The organism is Methylomonas sp. MED-D (genome assembly GCF_050276835.1).
GTDB classification, from domain to species: Bacteria; Pseudomonadota; Gammaproteobacteria; order Methylococcales; family Methylomonadaceae; genus Methylomonas; species Methylomonas koyamae_A.
Window position 1 is genome coordinate 1 of the sequence record NZ_CP189965.1, and the last position, 24,786, is coordinate 24,786.

Here is a 24,786-nt window from a genome sequence, read left to right on the forward strand (position 1 = left end):
ATGAGTGTGATTTGGAACAACTGCCTGGCCAAGCTGGAACATGAAATTCCCGGCGCCGACCTGAATACGTGGATCCGGCCACTGCAAGCGGTGGAAACCGACAGCCAGTTAAAACTGCTCGCGCCCAATCGCTTCATCATTGATCATATCAAGCAACATTTTCTGACCCGCATCGAAGACGCGGTCAACGAATTTTCCAACGCCACGCTAGCGGTGCATTTCGAAATCGGCAGCAAGAAAGCGTCGGCGATCAAAACGCAAACGCTGAACAAAAGTCCGGTTCAGAAAAAAAACCAGCCCAACTTTTTAAATAAGGCGTTCACGTTCGAGAGCTTCGTCGAGGGTAAATCCAACCAATTGGCGCGCGCCGCGTCGGTCACGGTTTCCGACAACATCGGCAAGGTATACAACCCGCTCTTTGTTTACGGCAGTTCCGGCTTGGGCAAAACCCATTTGATGCACGCTATCGGCAATGCAGTGCTGCAGAAAAAACCGGACGCCAACATCGTCTACCTGCACTCGGAAAAATTCGTGCAGGATATGGTCAAGGCCTTGCAACAAAACCAGATCAATCATTTCAAGGATTACTATCGCAACATCGATGTTTTGTTGATGGACGATATTCAATTTCTGGCCGGCAAGGAACGTTCGCAGGAAGAGTTTTTCCACACCTTTAATAATCTGCTCGACCAAAAACATCAGGTGGTACTAACTTGCGATAAGTACCCAAAAGAAATCGAGGGCCTGGAAGACCGTTTGAAGTCCCGCTTCAGTTGGGGTTTGCCGGTGGCGATAGAACCGCCCGATTTGGAAACGCGCACCGCTATTTTAATCAAGAAAGCCCAACAGGTTGGCGTGGATCTTAGCCACGACGTGGCGTTTTTCATCGCCAAGCGCATTCCGTCCAATGTTCGAGATTTAGAAGGCGCATTGCGCCGGGTGGTCGCGAATTCGCAATTCACCGGCCGCGACATCACCGTCGAATTTACCAAGGAAGCCTTGCACGATTTGATCAGCTTGCAGGATAAACTGGTCAGCATCGACAACATCCAAAAAACCGTCGCCGAATACTTCAAAATCCGGGTCGCCGACTTATCGTCGAAAAACCGCAAGCAGTCGATTACCCGCCCTAGACAAATCGCCATGACTTTAGCCAGGGAACTGACTTCGCACAGCTACCCGGAAATCGGCGATGCTTTCGGCGGCCGCGACCACACCACCGTCATCAATGCTTGCAAACGGGTCGCCGAACTCAAGGACGAAGACGTCAAAATGGCGGAAGATTACAAAAACCTGCTGCGCACGCTGTCGCACTAAGCCTTGCAGCGGGCGATATCGCTCGCTGCCGCCAATTCCGGGCGCTTTCCGCCCAAAGCCACCACGCCGGCTCAAACACTAAACCTCGAAGTTCAGGCATCGACCGCTCTTCCTGTTACTCGGTCGTATCCCCATTCGCGCGGAAAGACCGGTCATTCCGACATCAATCTTTCGAATTACCCGCTTGACCGAAACGCGAACGATGTTTGTCGCAAACTTCTTATTTCTCCAATCCCTAAAAATTAGTCCTTCCCGCTCGAACAGCCGCCAATCAAACGGGTATCTTAGGCCTAATTCATTGCCTACACCGTCGATTCGCGCGTCGAGAAACCGTCATTTCTGCTGTTGACTATCCTGTCTTTATCCCACCGAGTAGATTGTGGTTCAGCTGTGCATAACTTCAAGACTCGAAGTTGTCCACAATTGCCGCACAGGCGTTACCTACCCGAAAAGACAAGATTCGCCAGACACTAAGACTATGAAAGCACTTCTAAAATTGGGCTTACCCACAACCAAAGGGCTTGCTAATAGCAGTAATAAACTATATTTCTTTTACATTGTTATTGATTAATTCGACGCGAGACGGTCGAAACGAAAAGTCGGTAAACAGACAGACAAAGCCCGTGGAACTCGTTTTTCGAGATTTGCGCGGGTGACGAAAACCGTCAAGCACGCACTAGCTTTTTCCACGATAATACGCCGACCAATTGTGGAAAACCCTGTCATTAGGACCTGGCGCTCTTGGCACGAAACTTGTGGATAAAGTTGCCATCTCTCGTTGTCCACAAATCGTCAACAGGCTATGGGCCGGGATCGCCGCCTTGTTACGTACAAGACAATCGTTTGTTTTATATTACGTAAATCGGGTTTTCCACAGCTTTGCGACTTGTTAATAGTAAAAATAAAAAATAGATATCTATGAAATTTGTTATTAGCCGAGATCTGATTCTGCCATCGTTGCAGCAAATCGTCAGTGTTATAGAAAAGCGCCAGACCATGCCTATTCTTTCCAACGTGCTGTTGTGGGCGGATGAAAGTTCTCTGGTGATGACCGGTACCGATACCGAAATCCAAATCGTCAGCAAGGTCTATTGTGAATCGATAGAAAACCCTGGCGTCATCACGGTACCGGCTCGCAAGTTTTTAGATATTTGCCGGTTGTTGCCTGGCGGTGCGGAGCTCAAGTTCGAGTTGCACGAAGACAAGGTAAAACTATCATCGGGCCGTAGCCGATTTTCGTTGAGCACCTTGCCGGCGGAGCATTATCCGGAGTTCAACGAATCGGAATACGAATACCGGTTTGCGTTAAATGCCGGCAAATTTAAGAAGGGCCTGGATAAAACCCTGTTTTGCATGGCCAACCAGGATGTCAGGTATTACCTGAACGGTTTATTGCTTCACGTCAGTAATTCGAAGATGAAACTGGTGGCGTCCGACGGCCATCGCTTGGCGATTTTCGAGGACGACATCGGTTTCGCCACCGGCTACGAATCGCGCATCATCATTCCCCGCAAAGCGGTTCAAGAGCTAAACCGTTTGCTGGACGATCCCGAAGCGGAATTGGATGTACAGTTCTCGGCCAACCATATCAAGGTCCAATTCAAAGATGTGGTATTCTCCTCAAAGCTGATAGATGCCAAGTTTCCCGACTTCAGTAAAGTCTTCAACCAATCTTTCATGACGCCGTTGCTGATTCAAAAGCAGGTGTTGCGCGACGCCCTGACTCGGGTGGCGATCTTGTCCAACGAAAAATACAAAGGCGTGACCTTCGATATCGGCGGCGACGTTCTTAAACTGAGCACGCATAACCCGGAACACGACGAAGCGGAAGAAGAACTGATCATCGATTATCACGGTCAGACGCTGAGTATTTCCTTCAACTCGCAATACATGCTGGATGCGGTTTCGAATCTTGATTCCGAATTGGCGGTGCTGACGATAGCGGGCAATGCCAGCAGTTGTTTTATCGAAGAACCCGAACAACCCTTATTTAAATTCATTGTCATGCCGATGCGCCTGTAAGCGGGACAATGACCTTGATCGCACTGGATGTTTTTTCGGTTCGAAACATCCGTGAAGCCAGCCTTACTCCTTCGCCGGCAATCAACCTGATTACCGGCGCCAATGCCAGCGGCAAAAGTTCGTTGCTGGAAGCCATTTTCATTCTTGGGCGCGCCCGGTCCTTTCGCACCACGCATATCAAGCAAGCCATTGCCTTCGACCAAACCCACCTGGTGGTGTCCGCGCAAAATCGCCAGCAAGGCCAATCGCTAAGTCGGATTGGGATTCAAATCGACGTCAAGCAATGCGAAATTCGCATCGACGGCGAGAATCGGCAAAAGTCGGATTTGGCCTATGCACTGCCGGTACAGTTGATCGACCCAAAGAGTTACCGCCTGCTTGATGCCGGTCCGCAAGTTCGCCGCGAGTTTTTGGACTGGGGGATTTTTAATCAACACAAACAGTTTCTGGGTCATTGGCGGAAATACGCCAAGGCACTGCAGCAACGTAATAGTCTGTTGAAGTCTCGCCAACTCAGGCAAATTCCGGCGTGGGACCGAGAGTTGGCCGAGCACGGCAAGGTCATCAACCAATTTCGACAAGCCTATGTTGACGAACTGTTGCCGGTGTTTAACGAAACCGCACGGCAATTTTTAACGGACGTTCAAGCGGATGTTCGTTTTCATCCGGGATGGCCTGATGAAAACGAATTGGAACATTACCTGAAACAGGATTTGGATAGAGATCTGCGTTACGGATTTACCCATAGCGGGCCGCATCGCGCAGACTTCATTTGTTATTGCGACAAACGCCCAGCCAAGGACTTCCTATCCAGAGGACAGCAAAAGCTCTATGTACTGGCTTTACTGATGGCGCAAGTAACGTTGTTGAACCGGATTAGCCCGAATGCCTGCTGCATTTTGATCGACGACTTGGCGGCGGAATTGGATACAGAAAACAAGGCAAAATTGTTAAAATATCTGGCTGAACTGAACTGCCAAGTCTTTATCACCAGTACCGATTTTTCCGACTTCGGCGATTTGGCGCCTCTCAAAACTTATAAAAGGTTTCACGTGGAACACGGAAGAATTCAAACGCCGTGATCGCAACGCGAACAAGACAACACAATAACTATAACTCTCACCAGCAGAAGCAACGATGCAGGAATAGATCCCCTCTGGCGTCAATGCGGCAAAACCCTACATTACGGAACACACCATGAGTGAACAATACGACAGTTCGAACATCACAGTACTGAAAGGCCTGGATGCGGTCAGAAAACGTCCCGGCATGTACATAGGCGATACCGACGACGGTTCCGGCTTGCATCACATGGTGTTCGAAGTAGTCGACAATTCCATTGACGAAGCCTTGGCCGGCTACTGTAAAGGTGTCGATGTGGTGATACACGAAAACGGTTCGGTATCGGTCTACGACGACGGTCGCGGTATCCCGGTCGATATTCACAAGGAAGAAGGCCGTTCCGCCGCCGAAGTCATCATGACCGTCTTGCACGCCGGCGGTAAATTCGACGACAACGCCTACAAGGTGTCAGGCGGCTTGCACGGCGTCGGGGTTTCGGTCGTGAATGCGTTATCCGAAGAGCTGACATTGAAGGTGCGCAAGAACGGTAAATTGCACATGCAAAAATATGTGCTCGGCGAACCGGTCGCACCGCTGGCCATCGTTGGTGATGCCGAAGGTAGCGGCACCTACATCAACTTCAAGCCCAGCCCGACCATCTTCACCAACATCGAATTCCACTACGACATACTCGCCAAACGGCTGCGCGAATTATCCTTCCTCAACTCCGGCGTCAGAATCTCGCTACGCGACGAACGCAGCGGCAAGGAAGACGTGTTCGAATTCGAAGGCGGCATCAGCGCCTTTGTTCAACACTTGAACAAGAACAAAACCCCGCTGTTCGAAAAAGTGTTTCACTTCCAGGCCGAGAAAGAAGGCGTCACTGTTGAAGTTGCGATGCAATGGAACGATTCCTATCAGGAAAATGTGTTCTGCTACACCAACAATATTCCGCAACGCGATGGCGGTACCCACTTGGCCGGCTTCCGGGCCGCGCTGACTCGCACCATCAACCAATACATCGAAAGCAACGGTCTGGCTAAAAAGGAAAAGGTCGCCACCACCGGCGACGATGCTCGCGAAGGTTTGACCGCCGTATTGTCGGTGAAAGTCCCCGATCCCAAGTTCTCGTCGCAAACCAAGGACAAACTGGTGTCCTCGGAAGTCAAACCGCTGGTCGAATCGACGATGAACGAGAAACTCCAGGAATTTCTGCTGGAGCAGCCTCAAGTTGCTAAAGCAATCGCCGGCAAGATTATCGACGCCGCCCGCGCCCGCGAAGCGGCCCGCAAGGCCCGCGAAATGACTCGCCGCAAAACCACGCTGGATATCGCCGGCCTGCCCGGTAAATTGGCCGACTGTCAGGAAAAAGACCCGGCCTTGTCCGAACTGTTCATCGTGGAAGGGGACTCGGCCGGCGGTTCCGCCAAACAAGGCCGCGACCGCCGCACCCAGGCCATCCTGCCGCTGAAAGGTAAAATTCTGAACGTGGAACGCGCCCGCTTCGACAGAATGATTTCATCGGAAGAAGTCGGCACCTTGATTACCGCGCTGGGCTGCGGCATCGGCAAGGACGAATACAACGTCGACAAACTGCGCTACCACCGCATCATCATCATGACCGACGCCGACGTCGACGGCTCGCACATCCGCACCCTGCTGCTGACCTTCTTCTATCGGCAATTGCCGGAGCTGGTCGAACGCGGCCATATCTACATCGCCCAACCGCCGCTGTATAAAGTCAAAAAAGGCAAACAAGAACATTACGTCAAGGACGACAGCGCCTTGAATCAATACCTGATCCAATTGGCGCTGGACAAGGCCCAACTGCAAACCGACGCCGATACGCCGATCATCCAGGGCCAGGGCCTGGAAAAGCTGGCAACCGAATTCGCCGAGGTCATGGCGGTCATAAATCGCCTGTCCAGACGCTACGACGATCTGTACCTGGAACAAATGACCTATTTACAGCCCCTGGACGCCACCGCCAAGGCCGACGAAGCGAAACTAAGCGCCTGGTTTGTCGATTTGGAGCAGAAGCTCAACAGCGGCGACCACAAGGCCGTATTCAGCACCGAGGTTAAATATCACGGTGCCGACGACTTCGACATCACCGTCAACAAGCGCCTGCACGGCATCACCAAAAGCTTCGTGCTGCACTCCACCTTCTTTACAGGCATGGACTATCAAAAAATAGCCCGCTACGCCGAGCAAACCCTGAGCCTGTTCGGTCCGGATTCAGTGATGCGGATGGGCGAGCGCGAGCAAAGCGTCGCCAATTTCAAGGAAGCCTTCGAATGGATGATGAAGGAAGTCAAAAAAGGCCAACACATCCAGCGCTACAAAGGTCTAGGCGAAATGAACCCCGAGCAACTCTGGGAAACCACGCTGGACAGCAACAGCCGCCGCCTGCTGCAAGTCACCATCAACGACGTGATCGCCGCCGACGAAATCTTCACCACGCTAATGGGCGACGTCGTTGAACCGCGGCGGGATTTCATCGTCAAGAACGCGCTGGATGTGGCGAATTTGGATGTGTAGAGATGTATCGGAATTACCCAAATGGGTGGTGCTGGGCATTAGTATTTCCAAATGAGATCGAAACTACTCGGATAACCGGTAAAGCCGACGCTAAAGCTGGGTAATGGTATGCGCCGATATTTCAAACGTCGCTTAACAGCGGCCGGCTTAATGTTTGGTACCACCAATTGGCCGCTTCACCTTTATTTGCGGTACGCATTGCCAGCCACACCGGTTCCGACGGACGCGCTTCTGCAACCTGCAACTCCATCAGCGATCCGGTTTCCAGATCTTGGGCAACTAATCGTCGCGGTAAAAAGCCAAAGCCCAATCCGGCCCGTTGAAATTGGATTTTGGTGTCGATATTCGGCACCGTAATGCGTTTTTGTCCAGACAATAAGCCTACCGTTTTTGCCGGTAGCGACCGGGCGCTGTCGGCGACGGCGATAACCGTATGCATATGCAGGATGTCGGTTTTAATTGGCTGATTCGCCGCAGCCAACGGGTGGACGGGCGCGACGCAAAATGCAAAATCCACGGTATCGATTTGCCTGACTTGATAGCCGCTCCAATTCGGGCAATCGCCGACGGCTATGACGATATCCGCCCGTTCCTCACGTAATGCCTCCCATACCCCACTCATCACTTCCGTGGTGAAGCGAATGCGGGTTCCGCATTCCAGGGTATTAAACTCATGCAAATCGTTAATAAACACCCTGCTGGGTATCAGTGAATCAAACACCACGGTCAGCTCGGCTTCATATCCCGACGCGATTTTATATAGCCGAGATTCGAGATCGCCAAAGGCGTGCAATAACAAACGCCCTTCGTTTAACAAGGCATTTCCGGCCGGAGTTAGCGAAAGCTTGGGGCCATTGCGTTCGAATAATTTCAGATTCAATTGTTCTTCCAATTTGCCGACGGCATAGGAAATGGTGGAGGGTACGCGATGCAGCAGTTCAGCCGCGCCCGACATCGATCCGGTGCGGTCGATCGCATCGATAATTTGAATAGCTTCCAGCGATAACTTCATTAGATCTCCAAAACCACTTTCGAAAAAATCGAATATTAAAAGCAAAATAACTCGTTTTAAATACTAAAAACTCAGGAGTATTCTAATTTCACTCGCTTAAAACCCCAAGATTTCAGACAAAAGCTGAGAGAATGTTAATTCGAAATTTTTGAAAGGAGCTAGATCATGCTGGAAATTCGTCCCGCCCACCGCCGAGGTAGCGCTCAGTTCGACTGGCTATTCTCAAGACACACTTTTTCCTTTGGCAATTACTACGATCCGCAGCAAAGCGGATTTTCCGATTTGTTGGTGATCAACGAAGATATTGTGCAGCCGGGTAAAGGCTTTGGCACGCATCCGCATCGGGACATGGAAATTTTTACCTATGTCATCGACGGTGCGCTGGCGCACAAAGATTCGATGGACAACGGCTCGGTGATCGAAACCGGAGACGTTCAGTTAATGACTGCCGGAACCGGCGTGACTCATAGCGAGTTCAATCATTCGCAGAGCGAGTTGGTGCATTTTCTGCAAATTTGGCTGGTGCCGAGTAGCAAAGGCGTCGAGCCGCGCTATCAGCAAAGTCATTTTAGCCCCGCGCAAAAACAAGGCCGGCTGGCGCTGATTATTTCGCCGGACGGTGCGGAAGGATCATTGTCGGTTTACCAAGATGTGCGGGTTTACGCCGGCTGTTTCGATGTCGGCGAACAGGCGCAGTTAACGCTCGCGGATAACCGTTATGCTTACGTGCATCTGGTACGCGGCACCTTGACCGCGAACGGTACCGTGCTGCACGCTGGCGATGGCGCCCGCATCCGCGGCGAGAGCCTAATCGATATACAACAGGGCCACAATGCCGAAGTGTTGGTGTTTGATTTACGCCCGCATGAGAAACCCAGCCGGTAGTGCGCCATGAACGAAATCAGCCAAACGCCGCCCAACAACGAACAAGTTTTTTTCGCCATCCGCCATCGGCTGAAAAAAGGTAAGCGCAACCTTCAGCAGTATGAGCGTTGGTTAAGCAAAATCATGCCGATCGCGGCGAGCTTTCCGGGGCATTTGGGGGTACAAGTCGTCCGGCCGCCGGACGGCCACAACGAGTATCTGATCGTGGTGCGCTTTGCCGGAATCCAGGCCTTGGAATTCTGGCAGCGGTCTCCGGAACGCCAGCAGTTGCTTCAGGAAATTACCGGGATTCTGGACAGCGAAGAAGCGATCGACATCAAAACCGGCATCGATTACTGGTTTACCCCGCCGGCGGTGGGTAAGCATCCGCGGCGTTGGAAGCAATGGCTGGTGACGACGTCGGTGATCTGGCCGTTGACGATGTATGTGCCGCCAGCGATGGAACCCCTGTTTGTAAAGTATCCGCAGCTGGGGGAGTTCGGCATTCGCCAGGGTGTATTGGCTTTGGTTATCGTCGGTTTGGTGGTGTATTTGATTATGCCGCTCTATGTCCGGCTAATCGCGAAATGGTTTTTTAAAAGTTAGCGTCCGAATTATGCCTAGGGCGAAAGTCAACGGCAGCGGACTGTGGCAATCGTTACCGCAGTCCTGGCAAAGCCTATTAAGACCACTTTAATAACGGGACAGACTGAATTATGGGACAAACTCCTTCCAGCAAAATACTGAACTGGCAGATTGAAGGTTGCCATTTTTCTCGCTTCGATATATCGCCCGAGCAGTCGATTTCATTGGAAAAAATCTTTCACGATGAAATTGCCATTATCGGTTTTTCCGGTGCGGTTTGGAAAAGCCGGCAAAATGGTCAGAACTATCTTGAAACGCCAAATTGTCTAGTGATGCGCGATGCGGGGCAAATATTCTCCCTGAAATCGGCTTTTATAAACAAGGACGGTGCAATTTGTCGCGAAATCAAAATCAGCCCTCGGCAACTGATCGATTATTGCGAAAAGCATGAGTTAAGCAAGTTTGTATTGGATTTTAAAAATCCGATCATTGATAACCTGTATTTACGGAATTACTTTGCCGATACGCATAGAGTTTTAGAAGCCAGCCAATGTGCCCTGGAACAATCGACTTGTCTGGCTTTGTTTGTGAATCGGTTTTTGCAGCAAGTGACAGGCAATCATTACGCTTGCCCGCAACTATTAAAGCCTTCGAAAGTGAAAATATCCATTGAATATTTGCGGACTTTTTATAATCGAAACATTTCTCTGAACGAGCTTTCGGAAGTCACTAAATCGAATCCGTTTGTGCTATTAAGGAATTTTAAAAAATGCTTGGGAATTACGCCCCACGAATATTTGCAAGCGTATCGAATTATTCAAGCCAAAAAGTTTATTTCTACCGGAATTGCATTAACCGACGTTGCGATATTGTGCGGTTTTGCCGATCAAAGTCATCTAAATCGCGTGTTTAAAAGAAAAGTTGGAGTAACACCGGGCCAATTTCGAAACGTTTAATCGAGATTGTTTACCCGCCGAATTACTGTCATTTGTACGGTAAAACTGTCATGGGTTTTGTAGCACTTTTCCTACCGGCTCCTCCATGTTTCGCTTTGCCTTTTGTTTACAGGAGAGATATTAAACCATTTTATTTATACGTTAATTTTTAAGAAAAAAAGTCAATATTGTTCAATACCCAAGCCACAGAGCTTGGTCAAATACAAGTCCGTGAATTCGGACTTAATCAATTTAGTTTAAAGGAGCAATCAATGAGCGCAGCCACCGAAAAACTTATTACCCCCGATAATTGTGCGTTTATTTTTATCGACCATCAACCGCAAATGGCTTTTGGCGTGACCAATATCGACCGCCAATTACTCAAGAACAACGCTGTCGCGATGGCCAAAACGGCCAAGTTGTTCAATATTCCTACCGTTCTCACCGCCGTCGAAACCGAATCATTCAGCGGCTATATTTGGCCCGAGTTGATGGATGTGTTGCAGCAAGACCCGATCGAACGTACCAGCATGAATAGCTGGGAAGACGAGGCCTTCGTCGCCGCCGTTAAAAAAACCGGACGGAAAAAATTGGTGATGGCTGCGTTATGGACGGAAGCTTGTCTGATCTTCCCAACCATCTGCGCGCTGGCGGAAGGCTATGAAGTCATCATGAATACCGATGCCTCGGGCGGTACTTCTGTAGAAGCGCACAATGCCGCCATCAGGCGCGCCGAACAACATGGTGCGGAGTCGATCACCTCGCTGCAGGTGCTTTTGGAACTGCAACGCGATTGGAGTCGTAAAGAAACCTATGTCGGCACAACGGATATTGCCCGCGAACATTTTGGCGCGTACGGCATGGGTATCGACTATGCGGCCAGCCTGGTGCACGACTATGGGCAACGCGCCAAATATCCGCACAAAGTTAATCAATAAACGGCGGCGAATTGAATGCGTTTCCCTGATAAATACAGTTGATGAGGTGCGTGGCATATGAATCCTTCTAGCCCGGAGACCATTTTATTTAATGGCAAAATCACGACACTGGATCCAGTACAGCCGGAGGTCAGCGCGATCGCCATCGCCGCCGGCAAAGTTCTTGCGTTAGGCTCGGATGCACAGATCCAGGCGCTGGCGACCGCCGATACCGTCGCCATTGATTTGCACGGTAAACGGGTCCTGCCGGGCTTGAACGACTCGCACCTGCATTTGATTCGCGGCGGCTTGAATTACAACATGGAGCTGCGCTGGGAAGGCGTTGGCAGCATCGCCGATGCCTTGGCGATGCTGCAGCTGCAAGCGGCCAGAACGCCGGCGCCGCAATGGGTGCGGGTGGTTGGCGGTTGGAGCGAGTTTCAATTTAAAGAAAGGCGGATGCCGACCCTGGCGGAAATCAACGCCGTTTCGCCGGATACGCCGGTGTTTATCCTGCATCTCTATGATCGGGCGTTATTGAACGGCGCCGCGTTGCGCGCCGCCGGCATCGGTAAAGACACGCCCGATCCGCCCGGCGGCAAAGTTCAGCGCGACGCCAACGGCAATCCGACCGGGATGTTGATTGCCGAACCCAATGCGATGATTTTGTATTCGACCTTGGCCAAGGGGCCGAAATTGCCGCTGGACGATCAGATCAACTCCACCCGGCATTTCATGCGCGAGTTGAATCGTTTGGGCGTGACCAGTTGCATCGATGCCGGCGGCGGTTTTCAAAATTACCCGGAAGACTACCAGGTGATCGAACAACTGCATGCAGACGGACAGATGACCGTCCGCATCGCCTACAACTTGTTTACCCAAAACAAGGGCGGTGAGCTGGCGGATTTTCAGAAATGGGCCGGCGTTGTCAAACCCTACAGCGGCGACAGTTACTTTCGCCAGAATGGCGCGGGCGAGATGCTGGTATTTTCCGCCGCCGATTTCGAAGATTTTCTGCAACCCCGCCCGGATATGGCGGCCAGCATGGAAAAAGAGCTGGGCGACGTGGTTCGGTTTTTGGTGGAGAATCGCTGGCCGTTCCGGTTGCATGCTACTTACGACGAAACCATAGACCGGGCGCTGGATGTGTTCGAGGCGATTGATCGCGACACCCGTTTCGACGATTTGCGCTGGTTTTTCGACCATGCCGAAACCGTCAGCGAAATAAATCTGGCGCGGATCAAGCAGTTGGGTGGCGGCATTGCGGTACAGCACCGCATGGCCTTTCAAGGCGAATATTTTGTAGACCGCTACGGTAAAAAGGCAGCCGAGCATACTCCGCCGCTGCGAAAAATGTTGGAAATGGGCATCCCGGTAGGCGGCGGCACCGATGCCACCCGGGTTGCCAGTTTTAATCCCTGGGTCTCTTTGTATTGGCTGGTAACAGGCAGAACGGTCGGCGGGTTGCCGCTCTACGGCGAGAGCAATTGCCTGGAACGCGAAGAGGCCTTGCGTCTGTGGACCGCCGGCAGCGCCTATAAATCGAACGAAGAGACGGTAAAAGGCGCGTTGTCGCCAGGCATGTATGCCGACCTGATCGTGACATCGCACGATTTCATGACCGTCGCCGACGAGACCATCAAGGCCATTAGCTCGCTGCTGACCATGGTAGGCGGGAGGATTGTTTACGCGGCGGATGATTTCAGCCGGTTCGATACGCCGTTGCCGCCAGCCAGTCCGGATTGGTCTCCAGTGCGCTATTTTGGCGGCCATCAAACACCGCAAACGCATTATGCGTTACCTGCCGCTTCATGCGCAGCGCACACCTGTGCGATTCACGGTCATCACCCAGGCCACGACGGCAAGCTCTCTCGCTGGTTGGGGCTGGACAATGCTGGAAAACAAGCACAGTTTGACAATCCGTGGGCACTGGGCTGCGGCTGTTTTGCCTACTAGTAGCGGCTCGCCTTCATGCAAAACCGCGAATGAGGTCATTGCCAATGAAACCCGGACTCATGCCATTGGCCTTATTGCTGGTTAGCACCGTAGGGATCGCGCAAGAGACCGAGCCGGGTTTTAACAGCAACCGCTGGCAGGAAAATTACCAATACCTTGCCAAGCACACTCGGCGGAGCAGCTATGAATCGCTCAAATACCTGCCGCTGACCGCCGACCGCGAGGACGTGTATTTATCCTTGGGCGGAAATTTTCGGGAACGTTTCAATAGCTACGACAACGATTTGTTCGGCCTGAAAACACACGCCGACGGCCAGCAATTTTTGCATCGCTTTTTGCTGCATGCCGATCTCCATGTCACCGAACACTTGAGGGCCTTTGTGCAATTGGGCAGCTATCTGTCTAATAACCTGGGGTTGCGGAAAGGGCCATTGGATAACGATAGCGCGGATTTACAGCAGGGTTTTATCGACTTGCATTTTCAAGCCGTGACCGCTCGAGTGGGGAGGCAAGAGTTTGCGCTGGGTTCGTCCCGTTTAATCAGCGCACGTGAAGGCCAAAATGCGCGGCGAGCTTTCGATGGCATGCGGCTTTCGCTAAAGAACGACTATCTGGACCTGGATGCGTTCGGTTTTGAAGAAGTGGCGATAACACCGGCGACTTTCGACGACCAGGGAAATACCCAAGAAAAACTCTGGGGGTTGAACAGCAAATGGTCGTTCAAGCCAACCGATGCCGAAATCTATTACATTGGCCTGCAACGTAAAGAAGCCCATTATCAAAACACCATCGCCGACGAATCCCGCCATTCGTTCGGCAGCCGGGTGTTCGGCAAGCGGTTTGGCTGGGACTGGAATTTTGAAGGCATTTACCAAATCGGCAGCTTCGGACCTTTGACTATCAATGCCTGGACTGCGGCATCCAACACCGGCTATACCTTTGCCACCCCAAGCTGGCGACCGCGCTTGGGTTTAAGCGCCAATATTGCCAGTGGCGACAGGAATGCCAAAGACCGGCAGCTGAATACCTTTAATCCCTTATACCCCAATCTGTCGTATTTTGAGGAAGCGGCGATACTGGCGCCGCAGAATTTTTTTAATGTGATGCCGAATCTCTCCTTGCAGCCGCTGCCGGGCATCCGGCTGTCCGTTGATTGGAATTTTTACTGGCGATTATCAAAAAACGATGCGGTATATACGCGAGGACTCAACCCATTGGAGCAGACGCTAGGGACTAACGGTCGATTTGTCACCCAAGCCCTTTCCACCAATATAGAGTGGGAAATCGATAAGCATTTTTCGCTTGGTTTTAGTTACAGCCATTTTTTTGCGGAACAGGTGATTACCGAAGCGGGAGGACGGGATACCGACTACGTCCGTACCCAATTCAACGCGGTATTCTAAAAACGGGTTCCGTTGCAGTTGGTTGATGCAATTGCCGGCGAGTTTGCCCCATAATCGGGGAAATTTTTCCGGTTTTTACGACTAAGTTAATTTATGGCTATGGATTCATCCGCCTTGCTGTCCCAACCTTTCCTATTCTTTGAAACGCCAATATTTACGCTGGGTACGCAATCGGTCAATGTCATTTGGTTGGCTAAATTCACGCTGTGTCTAGGGTTGATGCTGTTGGTCGTCCGCTGGATACGCCATATCCTGAATACGCGCTTGTTGGTCGGCCTGGTTGTCAACGAAGGCGATCGCAAACTGATCGCCAATCTCGCCGGTTTTACGCTGTTGGCGGTTGGTGTCGTAGCGATCATGCAAGTCATGGGCATCAAATTCGAGACACTGGCGCTCATTTTCGGCGGCCTGGGAGTCGCGGTCGGTTTTGGCTTGCAAGACATCACCAAGAACATTGCCAGCGGCATTACCTTGATGAGCGAACGCAAACTAAAAGTGGGCGATCTTATTTATTTTGCCGGTGGCGAAGGACGCATCCGGGATATTTTTCTGCGCTCGACCGTGATTACATCGTTCCAAGGTTCGGAACTGATCATTCCCAATGTTCAGCTCACCAACAATATCGTGGAAAAATGGGGGTATCAAGCCAAGCGTGGGCGGGTTGAAATTCCACTTGTGGTCGAACAGCACAGCAATCTGGTATTGGTAACCGAGTTGTTATTGAAAGCCGCCGGCCAGGAACCCAACGTATTAAGCGATCCGGCACCCAAAGCCTTGCTTCAGGGGTTTGGCGATATCGGGTTGAATTTCGAACTGTGGGTTTGGACCGATCATATCGATCAACGTAGCCTGATCAGAAGTGCGTTAAACTTTCGGATTGAATACTTATTTCGACTGCATGCCATTAAAATTCCCTATCATCCGACGAATAACCGGAACCTTTACCCGGTCACCGATGCGGCCACCAACCTGATCAACGGTTCGCCGGAAGCGGCAAGCATGCCGTCCATACACAATGCTCTCATTGAGCTGCCTTATTTTCAGTATTTCGATGAACTGGAAATACGCGAACTGATAGAACAGGGCTCGCCGCGTTATTTCAATCCTGGCGACATTTTGGTTAAACAGGACGAATACTTTCCATTTTTCTGCGTCATGCTCAAAGGCGAGGTCGATGCGATATTCGAGAACGAGAAAGTCAGTCAGCGCTTGTTTAGCCTGCAACATCGCGATTTTTTCGGCGAACTGCCCTTGCTTTTGAAGATTCCCTATCCGACATCGATGCGCGCCGTCGGCGAAGTTGTTTTGTTTACAATACCTGAGGATTGCTTTGCGGACCTGTTAAGCCGTTATCCGCAAATCAAGGCCGCCGTAAGCGAAGAAATGCTGAAGCGGCAGGAATACATTCAACTCTGTCAATCGTCGTTGAAAAAAATGGGTTTGCTCCCTGAAGAATTCGACAATAATCCGGTCACATGGCTAAAAAGCCGGCTCATGAAGCTGTGGGGGAATTGATCTCTTTCATTTTTTACAGACAAGCCGTAATCTCGGTTGTTGGGGAGACTAGGATCATGCAATATGCCTAACCCCCGGGCCGGATAGAATAGGTTTAAGAGGATGAGCGCGCCTGGGATCTTCTGGAGGTTGGCTGACCAGAATCTGAAAGAGAGAAACTCCAATGAGTGGCAAGGCTTGATCTCGATTGAATGTCACTATAAGTACAACTTTAGTGTGTTCAAAATCCGTTTTGCTAGTCCTGTAAGCTATTGAATTCAATGGGGGTAAATTCCCGCCATCACAAATTATGAGATCTGACATGCCGATTGAAAATCATGAAACCGTCGGAAGCGCTCAAATCCAAACGCATGGCGATACGCCAGATCGTTGGCCGGTTTCGAGCTGTCGAGTGACACAAAAAGTGAAAACTGTGCCAAATGAGTGAAAAACTAATGACACAAAAAATGAAAAAATCCGACAGTACTTGCTCATTTATTTCAAACTGAGCACTCGCGAGGCAGGTGCCCTTTCTTGGGATGGTACCTGCTCTCCTAAATTGATTTTGATTGTCAGGATTTTTGGTTTGATAGGGAAAAATCTAAGGGAATGGAAAAAATGCACATAGTGTGTCGGTCAATTCTGGCAAAAGCAGTCTACAGCAGCCATATTGATTCAATTGTGCACTGAATGCCACTGCATATTCCCGGCCTATACCAGCGCAATATTCCACCCCAAACCATCCCCAATTCCAATATGTTTGCGACAGTACAGAGCGAGGATTTTTGATAACTCGAACTGTCGCTATCGACCCGTTGCGGCCTGTCTTCCGAAGTGATTCAATGGCAGCAACTTGACCGTCACCAGTCATAAATGCAAAAAATAAATTCTCGCTCAGCTGTGCATTTTTAGATTGGATATGCAGTTAACGAATTCATTGGTAACTTATTCATCAAAATCCGCAGCATGGCAAAGAACGACCGACTTCTATTAGATGGAATTATTGACGATCGTGTTGTAAGCAAACAACCATCGGAAAAGCGTGATGAGGCGTTTGAGTACCTCGCATTGGAGCAAATCCTAAAAGAATTCGATCTCTCGACTGATGAGATTCTTTACGGATCAATTGACGGAAGGGGGGACGGTGGAATCGATGGTTTTTTCATCCTAGTAAATGGTCATCTGCTACAGGATGTCGAATCTTTTGTATGGCCCCGCTCCAACTCAGAGCTTAAGCTAGTTCTGATTAGCTGCAAGCATCACGATACCTTTAAGCAAGCAACATTAGACTCACTTATTGCAACTCTTACAGAGTTGCTAGATTTTTCAATTGATGACGTAGAGCTAAAAGGAGGGTATTCCGAAGACCTGCTGCGTATGCGTGGAAACCTGAAGTTCGCATATAGAAAGCTCTCGCCACGACTCGCAAACTTTACAGTTAATGTGTACTACGCATCGCGTGGGGACACTGGTGAAATTGGTGACGAGGTTGCAGCCCGCGGACGACAAATAGCATTGCTTGCAGAAGATAGCTTTCGATCCTGTACATCCAATTTCACCTTCGTCGGCGCTACTGAGCTTGTAGAACTCCATCGAAAATTTCCAAACTACTCGTTGGAGTTACCATTCGTCGAGGCACTGTCAAAAGGCGAACGTTATGTGGTTCTTGCACGACTTTCCGACTACTATAAATTCATTTCCGATGGAGGAAAGCTCCGGCGCTACCTATTTGAGTCCAATGTCAGAGACTTCATGGGTCTCAATCGCGTGAATGAAGACATAAAGGTAACGCTCGATAACAAGAATTCGCCTGATTTCTGGTGGCTAAACAATGGTGTGACTGTTCTGGCTACTTCTGCTGCGATTACAGGCAAATCAATCCAAGTAAGTGATATTCAAATCGTTAATGGCCTTCAAACAACGGAGTCAATTTTTAGACACTTTGAGCAAGAACCGGGGAGTCTTGATGATCGTTGTGTCCTGGTAAAGGTGATTGTCACAAAAGACGAAGCCATACGTGACGCCATTATTCGCGCAACAAACAACCAAACAGACGTCGAGTTGGCTTCGCTCCACGCTACTGACAAAATTCAACGAGATATTGAGGATGTCTTTTTGCGGCATGGACTGTTCTACGAGCGAAGGAAAAACTTTTACGCAAACCAAGGGCACCCTCCTGCCGAGTTGGTGACTCCACTATATGCAGCCGCCGGCTATGTCGCTCTCATGCTCAAGAAACCACACATTGCGGCTTCACTCAGATCCAAGTTCATGAGATCAACGGAAACTTACGAGGCTGTCTTTGATGAGGCAGTACAGCTCGATGTCTGGCCTAGGATTGTTCAGCTCCTGAAGAAAGTCGATATCGAGTTGGAGATTCTGCGACCACAAGGGAAAGCAACAGACAGGTTCCTTAAAGGTTGGCGCTATGTGACGGCATTTTTGGTTTTGGCACAACACTTTCGCAAGTTTACGTATTCGGCCACAGAGCTTGCCACCTTAGATGTCTCCCAAATTACGCCCCAAGCAATCGAGCAGGTTTGGCATCAACTGAATGCCCAAGAATCCGCGAGCGCTCGAATGGGAGGCTGGACATCGCGTAAGAATGTGCTTGCAGCATGTGAAAAGGCGGCAAGCACGTTTGGTATAACGGGCGGGAAGGCGCTCTCGAACACCCAACCTGTAATTTACCAGCCGTCGTGCCGAACTCCGTTACGCCCCGTTATTACTAGCGAATTTGTTGAAAGGGTACGAGCTTTGCTACCACCTCAACCCTGGAAGCCGGGAATAAATAAAAAGGTATGTGCAGAATTGGGGTGTGAAACCTCGGCCTACTTTGCCGCTGTCGAGATGTTGATCGAAGATGGTGTATTTCTTAGGCAACGAGATGGTGTTCTTTACGATCCCGAAGGCAATGTAGTTGCTTTCGATACAGAACGAGTGGATCCGGATACCCTTGAACTACTAACGAACAAAACCTAATACTGCGCTCAGCCTGAACGTTACCGCATGCTGTTTCAATGCACCGAGGGCGTTGGTCGGGCCATATTTGGCCATTATTTCTGATCACCGAATGATATACCGTGTAGGAAGTTCTATACCAACCAATCAGTTATCGCTCAAATGAGATTTTGCTTGGTAATTTACTGAAACACTTCTTTATTGGTTAGCTGTCAAACCCATGATCGTACCTTGAGGTCTATGTCTCTTATAAAAATTGTCTTCGCTATTGCGGCCTTTGTGCTCGCCTCTTTCTCGGTGTGTGCTGAAGAAGCCAAGGCTTGTCCTTCACGCCCCCAAGCACGGAAGAATGTAACAGCCTCTTCAGCGAAACCAAACGTCCATGAAGTGACCGTTTTTTGCGGTTCGGCAACAGTGACTCAATATGTCGGTGACCCCATGGTCGAAAAGTCTGCGACGGATGGGCATTCCGAACCAACGTCTCTTGAAAAGTTACTCGAAGCGATAGCAAAAATTCTTTCCAGCATTGCTTGGCCCATCGCCGCAGTCTTTATTGCCCATTATTTCAAGAAAGAACTGGCAATTCTCCTGGCTCGTCTTAAGCGTCTCAAAGCTGGCGCAGCGGAAGCAGAGTTTGCTGATCAGTTGAGAGAAACTGAAGAGGAAGTTGAGATTGAGCGAACACCCGATGCTCAAGCGGTAACGCCTGCTGCTATCGAGGGTGCCGCTGCCAATCCAAGAGGAACAATCTTATCTGCTTGGCTTGAGGTTGAAGCCGCAATCCAATGGCTCCATGAAGTTAAAGGGCTCGCTCGGCCAGCGGTTCGACCAATCAGAGGGGTTTTACCATTGATGCGAGAAATTCAAAGGGCAGAAATCCTTGACTTCAATTACGTTGCTCTTTTTCACGATCTCCGATCCCTTCGAAACAACGCAGTACATGACCCAGATTTCAATCCTCCGGCCGAGTCAGTGGTCCATTACGTTCAGCTTGCACGAGAGTTAACGTCAGCGTTGAAGAAAGCCGCTATGGAGGTTTAATGCATTCACCCTCCGGATGCTTAGTGATGAAGTTGCGCAGGGCCGGTTACCTCACCGTTATGCGTAAGCGCTTTATGAACCCCGTCATTGATTTTCCGAACAGAGCGTTACGGGTTTGTTAGGTTATTGAATTGTTGAAATGCCAAGGCAGCAATGCCTCGAAGTCTTCGACGGTTTTGGCCTGGGGTAACTGGCGGAACAACGCCACCAGATAGGTGTAGGTGTTAGCGGAAAATGTTAAAGATGCATACCCTAATGTATGTATCCAAATCTGGCATCCTGAAAAAGACCTATATCAATATCTCTATTTCCAGACGGCTCATTTCGATTCCGGTGCGACCGAAGCGCCAATCCATTTGCCACCAACGGCAGCAGAATATAGAAAACAGATGAATATGATTCGGGAATCTGATTTTGGAAAAATTCTCTTTGACTCACCGGCAGCCAAGGAACAACTTATTGGGCTAGATCTCATTGCTTATCGTCATTTTCAAACACCGATTCCACCTTCAGTTTGGTATTCGCTTCTAAACAATGTTGCTATTTAAGTTACAAAGTACTTTATATGAGTCCCTTTCAAGGTCAAATGGCTTCTAGGGAGCACAGAAACGGGGTCAAGTATTGCATAAAGCATTTACAGGTAAATACGTAAAGGCAGCTATCTATTCAAGAGCTGTCATACGTAATAGTAACGTAACGACTTGAAGGCGTTGTGACCATGATGAAAATCAGCCCGTTCTATTTTCCGGGTGTTCTTTCAACCACGTTTTCAGGGCGTCATTGATGCGGGTTTGCCAGCCGCTTCCGGTTGCCTTGAAAGCCTCGACAATATCGGCATCCAGACGAATGGCGGTAAATACTTTGGGATTAGCCTTGCGCGGCCTGCCGCCTTTGGGTTTTAGCATTTCAGCTGCGATTTCCTCACCAAAAAGTTCCGGTAGCACCTCTGATGACGGGCGAGCGCGGGCAAAGTCTTGTTCTGTCCATTCCGGGTTATCCTCGTCGAGCGAAGCGGGGTTAATTCGATTGGCCATAGCGTTTTTCCTCTCGTTTATTCGCTTTTCTAAAACTGATGATATGCAGGGCATCGTCACGGGTTGTAAACACCACGGCAAAAAGACGGTCTTCAATCCTGCCGAATGCTCTGAAGCGCCGTTCACCATAATCCTGGCGGGTGTCTTCCATGATCAAGGCATGTTGCCAAGCGAAGTTTTCGACCATAGTGAAAGGCAAACCGCGTTCCTGGATATTTCGGGCGTTCTTGGCGGGATCAAAAGTCAATCTCATCAGGTTATTGTATAGACAAAATCATGATAAGCCCATCATGACTCATCCCACTTTCATGAATTTACGATGCTGACCTTAGAAAGGCTAACAACAAGATGCCATCGATACTCTGGGCAAGTTTTTTTCTCTGGCTCGTGACAGACAAAATGCCATGGAGGTATACGCCGAAGCGTTGCAAGTCCAAGGTCTACTCGCTCTGAACGTATTAGACGACAGGCATGATGCGTCACACATTAGAGTGGTATTGAAACTGGGATTAGGACGGCCAGTTTTAGCCAAGACGGATAGGATCGGTGTACTTTCCCATCTCCCATCATTTGGCTCAAAATTGGTTCTATCTGGCAAGCTTGAGCGCAAACAACGGCGCCAAGTGCCATATATAAAAATAAGCGATTGTAATAAAAGGTGTTTTCTTGTGGCTCACGATTGATTTATGAGCCAAGCTTACCAGTCAAAATCGGCGAGACCCCCAGAAATTGCGGCATAAAATCGGCTTGAACGCATTCCCATGAGCCCCGACCGCATATAAACCCAAGCCGAAGGCGTATAAAAAACGCTAGAAGTTGCCTTCCGGCCTTTGGAAGGTGCCTGCGGCTGGTTTGAGCGTGCCTTCCGGTGTTTCGGATGCGCCTTCCTGGGTTGCGAAGGTGCCTTCCGGACATTTTTATGTGCCTTCGGGTTGGATTTATGCGTCTTCCAAGCCTTTGGGAACGCCTTCGCGGCCGTCGGAAACCCGCCCGGATGCTTCGGAAATGACCACAAGGCGATTGCTCATGCCTTCGCCCTGTTTTATCGGCCAATAGTGCGACATTTTACCGCACTTGTAGAAGCGGAGAGCTTACCTATAATTCGTCGCGACCTATTTTTAGTGTTAGAAATCCCGTCGATGGATCATTTCCGCTATGCCGGCTTTCGGATTCGCCGATTCCCGCATGGCTTTAATCGCTTTGTTTTAAAAAGGAGAGCATCCCATGGCTAAATCGTAAGCGGTCCTTTAACAGCATCTGTATAAACAGCTCGAAAGGAACGAAGATAGTGTCCACTTATAATCAGGTGGACACCTATGAAGGAGCATAACACGCGATTATCGCGGCCATTAATCGTGGGGCACGGGCGAGACGGCCGTTGCCTTTATGATCCGGAAGCCAAGCGGGAGCTAGTGAAAGTTTGCTTGCATTCGGGCACATCGGTTGCCAAGATCGCTCTGCAATACGGTATCAATGCCAATCTGCTGCGCAAGTGGATGGGGCATTACCGAGAAACAGGACATCCGAATCCGAACAGTCCATTAACGTTGCCGGCTTTTGTGCCCGTTCAGTCGCTGAGCGCAGAGAAACCGGCTGAGTCAGCGCTCAGTGCGGAGTTGCCCAACGGCGTTAAACTCGCGTTACAGCCTGTCGCACTGAGCGACCTGCCGGTGATTTTGAAGGCGTTGGCCGAGCTGCCATGTTTCGTTTCGACGCAGGATTGAAGGTCTACCTGCACCGCGAGCCGGTCGACGGCCGCAAGGCCATCAATGGTTTAGCGCTGCTGGTTGAGCAGGCATTAGGCTTGAATCCGTTCGAGCCGGCCATCTACGTGTTCAGCAACCGCCGGCGGGATCGGATCAAACTGCTGTTGTGGGACCGCACCGGTTTTTGGTTGATGCTCAAGCGGCTGGAAGCCGACCGTTTTCACTGGCCGAAAGAGGCAGCAGTTGTGATGTTGACGGTCGAGCAACTCCACTGGTTGTTAGCCGGTATTGACTTGGCCGCGATGCGGCCGCATCCGGCACGAACCTATACCCAAGTGGGCTGAAACGCGGATGTAAAGCCGGTAAAATAACGGCATGACGCCCACCATCACGCTGTCCACCGAAGACTACCAAGCCTTGCTGGCCGAGCAGCAACGGCTGGCGAGTCAACTGCGGTTGGTGACGGTCGAGCGGGATTTATTGAAAGAACGTGTGGATGCCTTTCTGCATAGGCTGTATGCCGCAAAATCCGAGGCGCGGGCCAATCCGGCCCAGCGCGACCTGTTCCTGAACGAAGCCGAAGTGTTGGCGCCGAACGGTGCTCCAATCGCCGAGGAAGCCACGCCCGAAGCGGTCGAGGTGGCCGGTCACCGCCGTAAGAAACGCGGTCGCAAACCGCTCGATCCGCATCTGCCGCGTGAGATCGTGCGCCATGAATTAGCGGAAGCCGAACGCATCTGTGCGCATGACGGTACTCGTCTGGTGGAAATCGGCGCTGAAATCAGCGAGCAGCTCGACATCGTGCCGCAACAGGTGCGAGTCATTCAACATCACCGCGTCAAATATGCCTGCCCGTGCTGCGATGAAAGCATTCGCGTGACGCCGGCACCGGTTCGCATCATCCCCAAAGGCTTACTCACCGAAACGGCATTAGCCTGGGTCGTCACCGCCAAATACCAGGATAGCCTGCCGCTGTATCGGCAAGCCGCGCTGTTGAGCCGTTTCGGCGGCGATCTGTCGCGCAACACGCTGGCGGCTAGCATGGTGCGGGTTGGCGACGCAGTGCAACCCATCATCAACTTGCTGCGCGACCATCTGCTCGATGCCGATCTGATCCTGGGCGACGAAACCGTGGTTCAAGTGCTCAAAGAATCCGGCCGAGCCGCGCAAAGCAAAAGCTATCTGTGGGCACAAATGACCGGCTCCGGACCGCCGATTCGGCTGTTCAGCTACACGCCGGGGCGCGGCGGAACGCATGCGCAGCCGTTGTATGAAGGCATCAAACCCGGCGCGGTACTGATGAGCGACGGCTATGAGGTGTATAACGCCATTGCAGCCAGCCGGGGTGCGATTCACCTCGGCTGTTGGGCGCATGCGCGGCGTTATTTTGTCGAGGCCGAAGCCGCCATTCCTAAAGCCGCGCGCGGCCCGGAGCAACTGGCGACGCAGTTTATCGCGGCGATGGGTGAACTGTACGCGATTGAAACTCAGACGGAAGACCTGAGCGTCGAACAGCGTGGGCAGCGGCGCCAGGAGCAAAGCCGACCGGTTTTGGTCAAAATCGAAGCCCTGCTGCTACAACATCTGCATGCGGTAATCCCCGGTAGTTTGCTGGGCAAGGCTTTGCATTACTTGTCATCGCAGTGGTCCAAACTGATCCGCTTCGTCGACAACGGCGCTTGGCCCATCGACAACAACCTCTGCGAAAACGCCATACGCCCCTTCGTGGTGGGCCGCCGCAATTGGTTGTTTTGCGATACGGTGGCCGGCGCCCGTGCCAGCGCTAATCTTTACTCGTTGATCGAAACCTGCAAGGCCAATAGCGTCGACCCTTACACCTATCTGGTCGATCTGTTCCGAAAGCTTCCCACCGCAAAAACTGTCGAAGAGTTCGAAGCGCTGTTGCCTTGGAATCTCGACGCCCTAACGGACTAAT

20 protein-coding genes and 1 pseudogene are annotated in these 24,786 nt (G+C 50.8%); 17 read left to right on the top strand and 4 right to left on the bottom strand.

From position 1 onward, the window contains the following. From dnaA to gyrB, 4 genes are all read left to right on the top strand, one after another. Positions 1-1,317, top strand: a complete 1,317-nt coding sequence (dnaA, locus tag ACQE3E_RS00005; protein WP_168033534.1) for a chromosomal replication initiator protein DnaA — start codon at positions 1-3, stop codon at positions 1,315-1,317. A 918-nt stretch (positions 1,318-2,235) separates the two neighbouring features. Then, positions 2,236-3,339 (top strand): DNA polymerase III subunit beta, encoded by a 1,104-nt coding sequence (gene dnaN, locus ACQE3E_RS00010; protein ID WP_313730906.1) that lies wholly within the window; start codon positions 2,236-2,238, stop codon positions 3,337-3,339. 8 nt (positions 3,340-3,347) lie between these two features. Continuing rightward, positions 3,348-4,421: a DNA replication/repair protein RecF gene (gene recF / locus ACQE3E_RS00015; RefSeq protein ID WP_313730905.1), complete on the top strand. Its 1,074-nt coding sequence runs from the start codon at positions 3,348-3,350 to the stop codon at positions 4,419-4,421. Positions 4,422-4,536: 115 nt separating this feature from the next. After that, complete coding sequence (gene gyrB / locus ACQE3E_RS00020; protein WP_313730904.1) at positions 4,537-6,942, top strand: DNA topoisomerase (ATP-hydrolyzing) subunit B; 2,406 nt, start codon at positions 4,537-4,539, stop codon at positions 6,940-6,942. A gap of 121 nt (positions 6,943-7,063) precedes the next feature. Here the strand turns inward: gyrB and ACQE3E_RS00025 are convergent, their stop codons facing one another. After that, positions 7,064-7,954: a LysR family transcriptional regulator gene (locus ACQE3E_RS00025; protein WP_313729436.1), complete on the bottom strand. Its 891-nt coding sequence runs from the start codon at positions 7,952-7,954 to the stop codon at positions 7,064-7,066. A gap of 165 nt (positions 7,955-8,119) precedes the next feature. Here ACQE3E_RS00025 and ACQE3E_RS00030 point away from each other — a divergent pair, with 165 nt between their 5' ends. The 9 genes from ACQE3E_RS00030 to ACQE3E_RS00070 all read left to right on the top strand — a co-directional run bounded on the left by ACQE3E_RS00030 (position 8,120) and on the right by ACQE3E_RS00070 (position 20,110). After that, positions 8,120-8,839 (top strand): pirin family protein, encoded by a 720-nt coding sequence (locus ACQE3E_RS00030; protein WP_313729435.1) that lies wholly within the window; start codon positions 8,120-8,122, stop codon positions 8,837-8,839. 6 nt (positions 8,840-8,845) lie between these two features. Continuing rightward, complete coding sequence (locus ACQE3E_RS00035; protein ID WP_313729434.1) at positions 8,846-9,424, top strand: antibiotic biosynthesis monooxygenase; 579 nt, start codon at positions 8,846-8,848, stop codon at positions 9,422-9,424. A 110-nt stretch (positions 9,425-9,534) separates the two neighbouring features. Next, entirely contained in the window at positions 9,535-10,359 is an 825-nt protein-coding gene (locus tag ACQE3E_RS00040) for a helix-turn-helix transcriptional regulator (RefSeq protein WP_313729433.1), read from the top strand. Positions 10,360-10,610: 251 nt separating this feature from the next. Continuing rightward, on the top strand, positions 10,611-11,276 hold the full coding sequence (locus ACQE3E_RS00045; protein WP_313729432.1) for a hydrolase: 666 nt from the start codon (positions 10,611-10,613) through the stop codon (positions 11,274-11,276). 57 nt (positions 11,277-11,333) lie between these two features. After that, positions 11,334-13,211 carry an amidohydrolase gene (locus ACQE3E_RS00050; RefSeq protein ID WP_313729431.1) on the top strand — a complete coding sequence of 626 codons (1,878 nt, stop codon included), beginning with the start codon at positions 11,334-11,336 and terminating at the stop codon, positions 13,209-13,211. A 44-nt stretch (positions 13,212-13,255) separates the two neighbouring features. Then, entirely contained in the window at positions 13,256-14,614 is a 1,359-nt protein-coding gene (locus ACQE3E_RS00055; protein WP_313729430.1) for an alginate export family protein, read from the top strand. 93 nt (positions 14,615-14,707) lie between these two features. Next, positions 14,708-16,129 carry a mechanosensitive ion channel domain-containing protein gene (locus ACQE3E_RS00060; RefSeq protein WP_313729429.1) on the top strand — a complete coding sequence of 474 codons (1,422 nt, stop codon included), beginning with the start codon at positions 14,708-14,710 and terminating at the stop codon, positions 16,127-16,129. 945 nt (positions 16,130-17,074) lie between these two features. Continuing rightward, entirely contained in the window at positions 17,075-19,090 is a 2,016-nt protein-coding gene (locus ACQE3E_RS00065) for an AIPR family protein (protein ID WP_313729428.1), read from the top strand. Between the two features lie 219 nt (positions 19,091-19,309). Then, positions 19,310-20,110, top strand: a complete 801-nt coding sequence (locus tag ACQE3E_RS00070) for a hypothetical protein (RefSeq protein WP_313729427.1) — start codon at positions 19,310-19,312, stop codon at positions 20,108-20,110. 118 nt (positions 20,111-20,228) lie between these two features. Here the strand turns inward: ACQE3E_RS00070 and ACQE3E_RS00075 are convergent. After that, positions 20,229-20,330: pseudogene (locus ACQE3E_RS00075) on the bottom strand (transposase domain-containing protein); the annotation flags it as partial. Between the two features lies 1 nt (position 20,331). Here ACQE3E_RS00075 and ACQE3E_RS00080 point away from each other — a divergent pair. Further along, the gene (locus ACQE3E_RS00080) at positions 20,332-20,658 is read left to right on the top strand and encodes a hypothetical protein (protein WP_313729426.1); all 327 of its coding nucleotides are present in this window, start codon (positions 20,332-20,334) and stop codon (positions 20,656-20,658) included. A 180-nt stretch (positions 20,659-20,838) separates the two neighbouring features. On the opposite strand, the gene ACQE3E_RS00085 is transcribed toward ACQE3E_RS00080, so the two are convergent. Both ACQE3E_RS00085 and ACQE3E_RS00090 read right to left on the bottom strand, forming a co-directional pair. Further along, entirely contained in the window at positions 20,839-21,144 is a 306-nt protein-coding gene (locus tag ACQE3E_RS00085; protein ID WP_313729425.1) for a BrnA antitoxin family protein, read from the bottom strand. Beyond that, the gene (locus ACQE3E_RS00090; protein ID WP_313729424.1) at positions 21,128-21,397 is read right to left on the bottom strand and encodes a BrnT family toxin; all 270 of its coding nucleotides are present in this window, start codon (positions 21,395-21,397) and stop codon (positions 21,128-21,130) included. The genes ACQE3E_RS00085 and ACQE3E_RS00090 overlap by 17 nt, the downstream gene beginning before the upstream one ends. Before the next feature lie 1,063 nt (positions 21,398-22,460). On the opposite strand from ACQE3E_RS00090, the gene ACQE3E_RS00095 reads away from it, so the two are divergent. The 3 genes from ACQE3E_RS00095 to tnpC are packed head-to-tail and all read left to right on the top strand — an operon-like array spanning position 22,461 to position 24,785. Then, on the top strand, positions 22,461-22,868 hold the full coding sequence (locus ACQE3E_RS00095; protein WP_231883784.1) for a transposase: 408 nt from the start codon (positions 22,461-22,463) through the stop codon (positions 22,866-22,868). Next, on the top strand, positions 22,844-23,194 hold the full coding sequence (gene tnpB, locus ACQE3E_RS00100; RefSeq protein WP_313727828.1) for an IS66 family insertion sequence element accessory protein TnpB: 351 nt from the start codon (positions 22,844-22,846) through the stop codon (positions 23,192-23,194). The genes ACQE3E_RS00095 and tnpB overlap by 25 nt, the downstream gene beginning before the upstream one ends. A 31-nt stretch (positions 23,195-23,225) precedes the next feature. Beyond that, a complete protein-coding gene (gene tnpC / locus ACQE3E_RS00105; RefSeq protein ID WP_313728405.1) occupies positions 23,226-24,785 on the top strand; it encodes an IS66 family transposase in 1,560 nt (519 codons plus the stop codon). Position 24,786 lies beyond the last annotated feature (1 nt).

Bases quoted from the DNA above. Each gene is read 5' to 3' on its own strand.
- dnaA (WP_168033534.1), top strand. From the start codon at position 1: ATGAGTGTGATTTGGAACAACTGCCTGGCCAAGCTGGAACATGAAATT.
- dnaN (WP_313730906.1), top strand. From the start codon at position 2,236: ATGAAATTTGTTATTAGCCGAGATCTGATTCTGCCATCGTTGCAGCAA.
- recF (WP_313730905.1), top strand. From the start codon at position 3,348: ATGACCTTGATCGCACTGGATGTTTTTTCGGTTCGAAACATCCGTGAA.
- gyrB (WP_313730904.1), top strand. From the start codon at position 4,537: ATGAGTGAACAATACGACAGTTCGAACATCACAGTACTGAAAGGCCTG.
- ACQE3E_RS00025 (WP_313729436.1), bottom strand. From the start codon at position 7,954: ATGAAGTTATCGCTGGAAGCTATTCAAATTATCGATGCGATCGACCGC.
- ACQE3E_RS00030 (WP_313729435.1), top strand. From the start codon at position 8,120: ATGCTGGAAATTCGTCCCGCCCACCGCCGAGGTAGCGCTCAGTTCGAC.
- ACQE3E_RS00035 (WP_313729434.1), top strand. From the start codon at position 8,846: ATGAACGAAATCAGCCAAACGCCGCCCAACAACGAACAAGTTTTTTTC.
- ACQE3E_RS00040 (WP_313729433.1), top strand. From the start codon at position 9,535: ATGGGACAAACTCCTTCCAGCAAAATACTGAACTGGCAGATTGAAGGT.
- ACQE3E_RS00045 (WP_313729432.1), top strand. From the start codon at position 10,611: ATGAGCGCAGCCACCGAAAAACTTATTACCCCCGATAATTGTGCGTTT.
- ACQE3E_RS00050 (WP_313729431.1), top strand. From the start codon at position 11,334: ATGAATCCTTCTAGCCCGGAGACCATTTTATTTAATGGCAAAATCACG.
- ACQE3E_RS00055 (WP_313729430.1), top strand. From the start codon at position 13,256: ATGAAACCCGGACTCATGCCATTGGCCTTATTGCTGGTTAGCACCGTA.
- ACQE3E_RS00060 (WP_313729429.1), top strand. From the start codon at position 14,708: ATGGCTATGGATTCATCCGCCTTGCTGTCCCAACCTTTCCTATTCTTT.
- ACQE3E_RS00065 (WP_313729428.1), top strand. From the start codon at position 17,075: ATGGCAAAGAACGACCGACTTCTATTAGATGGAATTATTGACGATCGT.
- ACQE3E_RS00070 (WP_313729427.1), top strand. From the start codon at position 19,310: ATGTCTCTTATAAAAATTGTCTTCGCTATTGCGGCCTTTGTGCTCGCC.
- ACQE3E_RS00085 (WP_313729425.1), bottom strand. From the start codon at position 21,144: ATGGCCAATCGAATTAACCCCGCTTCGCTCGACGAGGATAACCCGGAA.
- ACQE3E_RS00090 (WP_313729424.1), bottom strand. From the start codon at position 21,397: ATGAGATTGACTTTTGATCCCGCCAAGAACGCCCGAAATATCCAGGAA.
- ACQE3E_RS00095 (WP_231883784.1), top strand. From the start codon at position 22,461: ATGAAGGAGCATAACACGCGATTATCGCGGCCATTAATCGTGGGGCAC.
- tnpB (WP_313727828.1), top strand. From the start codon at position 22,844: ATGTTTCGTTTCGACGCAGGATTGAAGGTCTACCTGCACCGCGAGCCG.
- tnpC (WP_313728405.1), top strand. From the start codon at position 23,226: ATGACGCCCACCATCACGCTGTCCACCGAAGACTACCAAGCCTTGCTG.